This is a genomic window from bacterium (genome assembly GCA_027622355.1).
Taxonomy (GTDB): Bacteria; UBA8248; UBA8248; order UBA8248; family UBA8248; genus JAQBZT01.
Map to the genome: position 1 here is coordinate 1 of JAQBZT010000150.1, position 7,487 is coordinate 7,487.

The window sequence follows — 7,487 nt, forward strand, 5'->3', positions numbered from 1 at the left end:
CACGGTTTCCCGGGAGTTCGGCTGCGAGGGTGTTTTGGTGGCGAACCGGATCGCGGAGCAGCTAAACGAGCTGGGCGCCGATCCCACCCCCTGGGTGGTGATGGGAAAAGAGGTGCTTCTCGCCGTGGCCGAGCAGGGAGGGGTAGCCGAGGAGTTTGTGCGCGCCCTGGACACGAGCCGCCGCAGCGTCATCCGGCAGACCCTGGACACGCTGCTGGGAAACAGGCCCACGGAATACCAGGCGTACGAGGCGCTCGCCAAGACCCTGGTCGCGCTCGCCCAGGCCGGCCGGGTGGTCCTCCTGGGCCGGGCCGGGGCCATCGCCTGCGGCACTCTGGAGGGGGGTTTTCACATTCGTCTGGTCGCGCCGCTGGAATACCGGGTGGCCAGCTTCGCCCGGCGGCGGAACATCACCGCGCCCGAGGCGGAAGCCATCGTTGTCAGGGAGCAGGCGGCGCGGGACACACTGGCTCACGAATTTACCGGAAAAGAGCTGGCGGACTCCGGCCACTACCACATGATCTTCAACAACGCGAAAATGGACGGCGAGGAGATTGCCCGGGTCGCGATGGAAGCCATCCGGAAAAAGATTCTGGCCTAGCGTGCGTGCGCCCGTGCCTAGAAGCGGAAGTCGCCGTGGCAGTTGGCACAGGCGCCCCAGATTGTCACCAGCGCGCCGACGGATCCCTTTGCATTTTTTTTGTCGGCGAAACCACCCAATTCACGAGCTTTTTCCGCAAGCTGCTCCGCATACGTCTTGAAGCTCGCGATGTTTTCGTTTCCCTCGGTGTGGGGCAGCTCCTTCGCCAGGCGGACGACTATCTCCACCTCCTTTTTCACCCCCTCGAAATCCGTCTCCGCGAGCTCCCGAAGGGGCTTCATGAGGATCGTCTCGACCAGCCGCTCGTAGGACTCATGCATTTTTTTCATGAGATCTCCAACCTCCACAGACTCTGCAGGAGAAGCGCTGGAGAGAAAAAGGGCCGCCCAAAGGACGGCGAGGACGGACACGCGGGACAAGAACCGGAAACGAAATCTTTTCATGAACACCTCAAGACAAGCAGGGAGCGGCGGCGGCTTCCGGCGGCCGGCCGGCTTCTGGCGCCAGCCCCGGCGCAAAACGAGATAGATTTACTCATATTCTCCGGGACGCACAATCCGCCCCCTCCGGAGGCCGGTTCAAGGCGCCTCCGGGCGGGCGGGTTTTATAGCGCAAGCCGTTGTTTTTTCTTTCGTTTTCACGAAAAATGTGGTATAAGAATACTGACGGAAACGCGGACCACGCCTGCCTGGAAGACACGCGACAGCCCAGCCGCCCGTGCGACGATTTTTGCATTGTCCAAGAGAGGGAAGCCGGAAAATGGCGGAGAATCTGCGCTCGGTCAACATTGAAGACGAGATGAGCTCATCCTTCATGGACTACGCGATGAGCGTCATCATCTCCCGCGCCCTGCCGGATGTGCGCGACGGCCTCAAGCCCGTTCACCGGCGGATTCTCACCACCCTGGATGACCTCGGGCTTCAGCACAACAAGTCCTTCCGCAAGTGCGCAAAGATCGCGGGCGATGTGAGCGGAAACTATCACCCCCACGGCGAGGCGGTGGTGTATCCCGCGCTCGCCCGGATGGCCCAGGACTTTTCCCTGCGGGGCCTGCTGGTGGACGGCCAGGGCAACTTCGGCTCGGTGGACGGCGATCCGCCGGCCGCCATGCGCTACACCGAAGCCCGGATGACCGAACTGACCGAGTTCATGCTCCTCGACATCGACAAGGAAACGGTCGACTACGTCCCCAACTACGACAGCACCCGCCAGGAGCCCTCCGTCCTCCCGGCGCGCGTGCCGAATCTTCTCCTGAACGGATCGACCGGCATTGCCGTCGGCATGGCCACGAACATCCCCCCGCACAACCTCGGCGAGCTGTGCGAAGCGCTGGCACTGGTGCTGGACGACGAGAATCTGTCCATTGACCAAATCGAAAAAATCATGCCCGGCCCGGACTTTCCGACCAGAGGCATCATCCACGGCAAGAGGGGAATCCGCGAATACTACAGAACGGGGCGGGGCCACGTTCAGGTCAGGGCACGCGCCATGGTCGAGATACAGCCCCGCACCAACCGGCAGTCCATCGTGGTAACGGAAATCCCCTACACCGTAAACAAGGCGCGGCTCATCGAGAAGATCGCCGAGCTGGTCCGCGACCAGAAGATCCGCGAGATCTCCGACATCCGCGACGAGAGTGATCGCTCCGGGATGCGCATCGTCATCGATCTGCGGCGCGACGCGGTGGGCGGCGCCGTCCTGAACCAGCTCTACAAGCATACCCAGATGCAGACCACCTTCGGCGTCATCATGCTGGCCCTGGCGAACAACCAGCCCCGCGTGATGAACATCAAGGAAATGATGATCCACTTCCTCCGCTTCCGGAGAGAGATCATTCTCCGCCGGAGCCGTTTCGAACTCCGCAAGGCCGAGGAGCGGGCCCATATTCTCGAGGGCTACCGCATTGCGCTCGACAAGATCGATCAGGTCATCAAGCTCATCCGGGGAAGCAAGACCCCCGACATCGCCAAAAAGGGGTTGGTGGACAAGTTCAAGCTGACCGAGATCCAGGCCCAGGCCATCCTGGAGATGCGCCTCCAGCGCCTGACCGGACTCGAGAGGGACAAGATCGAAGAGGAATACAAGGAACTCCAGAAGAAGATCAAATATCTCAACCGCGTCCTCATGGAAGCGAAGCTCCAGACACAGATCATCAAGGAGGAGATCACGGAGGTCCACCAGAAATTCGCCGATGCGCGCCGGACCGAGATCGTGGATGAGACGGGCGAGATCGCGCTTGAAGACATGATCGTCGAGGAGGACATGGCCGTTACCATCTCCAACTCCGGCTACATCAAGCGCAACGCGGTGAGCCTCTACCGGGCCCAGCGGCGCGGCGGCAAGGGTGTGATGGGCATGGGGACGAAAGAAGAAGATTTTGTGGAGCAGCTCTTCATCGCCTCAACGCACGACTATCTTCTTTTCTTCACGAGCTCCGGGCGGTGCCACTGGCTCAAGGTGCACGAAATTCCGCAGGCAGGGAAAACCGCCCGCGGCAAGGCGATTGTGAACGTGCTACAGCTCTCCGGAAGCGAGCGAGTCACCGCCGTGCTGCCCGTTCGGAAGTTCGAGCCCGACCGCTACGTGGTCATGGTGACCCGCCGGGGCGTGCTGAAGAAAACCGAGCTCACGGCGTTCAGCAACCCCCGCGCCGGCGGAATCATCGCCATCGGCCTCAAGAAAGGGGACGAGTTGATCACGGTGGGCCAGACGGACGGCACCCGCGAGATCTTCATCGGCACCCGGCAGGGGAAAGCCATCCGCTTTCCTGAAGCAAAGGCCCGCCCCATGGGCCGGACGGCCGCCGGCGTGCGCGGCATCGGTTTGGGCAAAGATGATTATGTCGTCGGAATGGAGGTTGTTTCCCCGGGCGATGTCATACTGACCGCCACCACCCATGGCTTCGGGAAGCGCTCCAAGGTGGACGATTACCGGGTCACGAACCGCGGCGGCAAGGGCGTGATCAACATCAAGGCCACCGACAGGAACGGCGAGGTCGTCGGCATCCGGCGGGTGATGGACGAAGACGAATTCATGCTCATCACAACGGGCGGTCAGATGATTCGTGCCAATGCCAAGGATGTTTCTATCATCGGGCGTTCGACCCAGGGGGTGCGCCTCATCGATGTGAAGGGAAAAGATCGGGTCGCCGCCCTCGCCAGGGTCGAAGACAGCGGAAATGGCCAGGAAGTGAGCTGAAAATTGCCGTGTGGGAGCCTTTGTTCCTGAATCCAAACCCAAAACCTGCCTCGCGGTTCACGCGCCTCTCTTTTTCCCGCGCGCTGGCGCTCACCGGCATCGTGCTGGCGGCGGCCTCGTGTGCCCTCGTGGCGGGAGAGACGCCCCCGAAGCATGTGGTACTGGCCCCTCCTCCCGCCACATTCTTGCCCCCTGCCGATGCCGCAAAGCCCCCTTCTCCTGCCCTGGCGCTGAGCCGGAAGGGGGAGCGGGCCTACCTGCAGGAGGACTACGACGCGGCCGAGCGGTTTTTCCGCGACGCTCTCCGGATCGAGCCGGGGGCGCTCCATGCACTCACCGGCATGGGCTGGACCCTTTACGATGACGGCCGGCCGAAAGGGGCACTTCCCTTTTTTCTGAAGGCCCGCAAACTTCACCCCAACGACGGCAGCGCCCAAAGGGGACTCGGCTATCTGTACTACCGCAGCGGTGACAAGGAAAAGGCAAGGCAGATGCTGGGTTCGCTCGACAAGGAAAAGTGGCCCGAGCTGGCAAACATTGACGCCGAGCTTCGAAGAAAAAAAACCACCCCGCCCGCGAAGACAGCGCCTTCGCAGGCCGGCTCCGCTCCACCGAAAGAAGCACGCGCGATTCCATCTCCCCCGAAGCCGGCGTCCCGAAAAATGGCGGCGCCCGCTTTGGCCCTACGGCCCTCTTACGCCAACATGGTGGAAGTGCCGGGAGGCCATTACGAGATGGGGATTGTCGCCGAGCCCCCGGAGAAGAATGAAAAAAAGAAGAGGCGGAGAAGAGGAAAGGCCGAGCAGAAGACGGAAAAGAAAAAAGGAATTCCTGTTGTCGTGAAACCTTTTCGCCTGGATCGTTTTGAAGTCACCAACGCGATGTATGCGCGCTTTGTCCGGGAAACAGGCCATCCGGCCCCTCCCTTCTGGGAGAGGCCGCACTTTCACGGCGAGCACATCCCCGTGGTCGGGGTGAGTTGGCATGAGGCGCGCGCGTATTGCGCTTGGGCGGGCAAGCGGCTTCCGGCGGAAAAAGAATGGGAGTTTGCCGCCAAGGGCGGCGCGATGGGCCGCCCCTATCCCTGGGGATCGAAGCTGGAGGACCGAAACGCGGTCTACGGCCTGCCGCCCGATCGCGGCGGACCGAAGGCGGTGGGGCGCCGCCCGGAGGGCGCCAGCCCCTATGGCGCCGAGGACATGGCCGGAAACGTCTGGGAATGGGTGGAGGATACTTTTCGGGCCCGCCTCGAGGACAGCCAGCCCATCGTGCGCGGCGGAAAAGCCTACCGCACCCTCCGCGGCGGCTCGTGGGTCAATTCCAGCCGGGAGCTGGCTACGATCGCCCGGACCGGGGACGTCCCCGGCCGCCGCCTGCCGGTCTATGGTTTCCGGTGCGCGGCAAACGCCCCGTAATGCGGTATGATGCCTGCCACCAATCCGGCGAGCGACTCCAAAACGAGGGAGGATATAGAATGTTGTCCCGTTATGTGATAGCAGCGGCGGCTCTGGCAGCGGCCCTGGCTTTCGGCGGCGCCTCTTCGTACTCCTGGGCGCAATCACCGGCGGAATCCCCCCAGGGAAATCCGCCTCCCGCGACGACGCCTGCACAGACACCCGCACAGCAACCCCCCCCGCAGGCGCCCGAGCCCCCTGCGCAGCCCCAGCGGCCGCTCGATCTGGTCGTGAGCGTCACCATGGCCACCGGAAAAGTGGAAACCTTTCACAGGCAGATCGACGAGATGGAGATCATCACCCGGCCCGATGGAGGACTGGAGATGATCCATCTGGTGCTGGTCGCCGGCGGGGAACGGAACACCCACGTCTGGTACAACTACTCCCAGGTGGCGAAGCTGAGCTACCGTTTCGTGACGGCCGAGGGAAAGAAGAAGGTGAAGGTGCGCGTGCTCAACCCATCGGTCCCTACCCGCTCGCTGACGGACCGGCTCGAGCCGCTGAGCCCCGAGGAATACCGCTAGCCGCCGGCCGGATCCTTTTGAGCGATACAAGGAAGTCCATGACCTACAAGGGATACACGAACCCCGATCTGGTTTGGCCGCCCGAGCGCCTCAAGGAGCGGATCGGGGAGATGAAGGGCCCCGATCTGGTGCTCGTGGACACACGTCCCGCGCCGGATTTCTGCGCCGGACATATCGAGGGCGCGGCCCATTTCGACATCTACGGCGTCTCGCTGAACGACACCCGCCCCGAGGCGCTCTCGGCCTTCACCTGGATGCTCGCGTATCTCATGGAGATCCGCGGCGTTGACTACGGCAAGACAGTGGTCTTCTACGAAGCGAACAGCGGCTTTCGCGCCGCGCGGGGATTCTGGTTTCTCGAATACTTCGGCCACGAAGACGTGCACATCCTCGACGGGGGATTTGAGGCATGGAAAAAAGCCGGCCTGCCCGTCACACGGGAGGCGTGGCCGATGGCGCCCAACGCGCTCGACAAGGGCCCCGAGGGCGATCGCCGCATCATCCGCAGCGCCTTCGCCAGCCATCTGAAGGCGCCGCTCGAAGGCCGGCTGGCTACGGCGCAGTATATCCTCGATCACCTGAACGATCCGGACGTGAAAATCCACGACACCCGATCGGGGGGCGAGTACTATGCCGAGAACATCCGCGCCGCGCGGGGCGGGGCGATCCCCGGCTCGACGCATCTGGAGTGGCTCGAGACGATCGGCGCGGACGGCTCCCTGAAGGACGCGGACACCCTCCGGAAGATGCTCGAGGAAAAGGGCTTTCTCCCGGACAAGGAAATTGTCCCGCTCTGTCAGGGGGGCTACCGCTCGGCACACGCCTACCTGGTCTACCGCCTGCTCGGCTACCCGAGGGCGCGGAACTATCTCGGCTCCTGGAAAGAATGGGGCGATCGGGCGGACCTGCCCCTCGAGGTTCCCGTGCGCAAGGGCTAGGGTGGGCGATCGGCCCTTCCACGAAAAATCCATATGATGTGCGCCATGTCCTCGAGCGAGACCCCACCCCGCGGCCGGTACCTGACGGCGGAGATTCCGGGAACGGGCGGCCGCTACCGGGATGCGCCCGAGGATTTCGAGGTCGAGGAAACCTGGCCCGGCTCCCCCGGCGGGAGCGGGGAGCACGTTTATCTTTGGATCGAAAAACGCGGAATCCCCACCCTCGACGCCATCCGGCGGCTCGCTCGCGCGCTGGGTGCCCAGGAGCGGGACGCGGGCCATGCGGGGCTGAAGGACGCCCGGGCGGTGGCGAGACAGATGCTTTCCTTCCGCCTTGCGCGCGATCCAGGGGAAAAGTTCTCCGCCGCCGAAGGGGCCCTGGGGAGCGGGCTTCGCGTTCTCTCGTGGAGCCGCGGCCCCTCGAAGATCCGCCGCGGGGCGCACGCCGGCAACCGTTTCCGCATCCGGCTTCGGGGGGCGGTGCCCGGCGCAGCGGAGCGGGCGGGCGCCGTGCTGGAGGTGCTGGAGAAAAGGGGCCTGCCAAATGCCTTCGGCGAACAGCGCTTCGGTGCGCGCGGCCATTCGGCCGAGGCGGGCCGCGCTCTCGTGCGCGGGGAAATGGTCCGGTTCGTGTCGGTTTTGCTCGAGGGCGGCTTCTCGGGCGGGCCGGAGCGGGAGGCGGAATACGAGAGCAGACTCGCACGGGGAGATCATGGAGGGGCCCGCGCCCTTTTGCCCGAATCCCGGCAGATGGAGCGGCTTCTCCTCTCCC

The 7,487-nt window shown here is 63.8% G+C and carries 7 protein-coding genes; 6 read left to right on the forward strand and 1 reads right to left on the reverse strand.

The window, feature by feature from the left end; all coding sequences use genetic code 11:
• Nucleotides 1–601 (forward strand): cytidylate kinase-like family protein (locus tag O2807_09575; GenBank protein MDA1000744.1); only part of this gene is annotated, 601 nt, incomplete at its 5' end.
• A 17-nt stretch (nt 602–618) separates the two neighbouring features.
• On the opposite strand, the gene O2807_09580 is transcribed toward O2807_09575, so the two are convergent.
• The gene (locus O2807_09580; protein ID MDA1000745.1) at nt 619–930 is read right to left on the reverse strand and encodes a hypothetical protein; all 312 of its coding nucleotides are present in this window, start codon (nt 928–930) and stop codon (nt 619–621) included.
• A gap of 430 nt (nt 931–1,360) precedes the next feature.
• On the opposite strand from O2807_09580, the gene gyrA reads away from it, so the two are divergent.
• The 5 genes from gyrA to truD form a co-directional block, all read left to right on the forward strand.
• A complete protein-coding gene (gene gyrA, locus O2807_09585) occupies nt 1,361–3,799 on the forward strand; it encodes a DNA gyrase subunit A (protein MDA1000746.1) in 2,439 nt (812 codons plus the stop codon).
• A 20-nt stretch (nt 3,800–3,819) separates the two neighbouring features.
• Nucleotides 3,820–5,214: an SUMF1/EgtB/PvdO family nonheme iron enzyme gene (locus O2807_09590; GenBank protein ID MDA1000747.1), complete on the forward strand. Its 1,395-nt coding sequence runs from the start codon at nt 3,820–3,822 to the stop codon at nt 5,212–5,214.
• A gap of 59 nt (nt 5,215–5,273) precedes the next feature.
• Nucleotides 5,274–5,777, forward strand: a complete 504-nt coding sequence (locus O2807_09595) for a hypothetical protein (GenBank protein ID MDA1000748.1) — start codon at nt 5,274–5,276, stop codon at nt 5,775–5,777.
• Nucleotides 5,778–5,815: 38 nt separating this feature from the next.
• Nucleotides 5,816–6,715 (forward strand): rhodanese-like domain-containing protein, encoded by a 900-nt coding sequence (locus O2807_09600; GenBank protein MDA1000749.1) that lies wholly within the window; start codon nt 5,816–5,818, stop codon nt 6,713–6,715.
• A 45-nt stretch (nt 6,716–6,760) separates the two neighbouring features.
• On the forward strand, nt 6,761–7,487 hold a 727-nt coding region (gene truD / locus O2807_09605), incomplete at its 3' end, for a tRNA pseudouridine(13) synthase TruD (protein MDA1000750.1).

Excerpts from the sequence above, each read along its gene's own strand:
- O2807_09580 (MDA1000745.1), bottom strand. The coding sequence starts at position 930 with ATGAAAAAAATGCATGAGTCCTACGAGCGGCTGGTCGAGACGATCCTC.
- gyrA (MDA1000746.1), top strand. The coding sequence starts at position 1,361 with ATGGCGGAGAATCTGCGCTCGGTCAACATTGAAGACGAGATGAGCTCA.
- O2807_09595 (MDA1000748.1), top strand. The coding sequence starts at position 5,274 with ATGTTGTCCCGTTATGTGATAGCAGCGGCGGCTCTGGCAGCGGCCCTG.
- O2807_09600 (MDA1000749.1), top strand. The coding sequence starts at position 5,816 with ATGACCTACAAGGGATACACGAACCCCGATCTGGTTTGGCCGCCCGAG.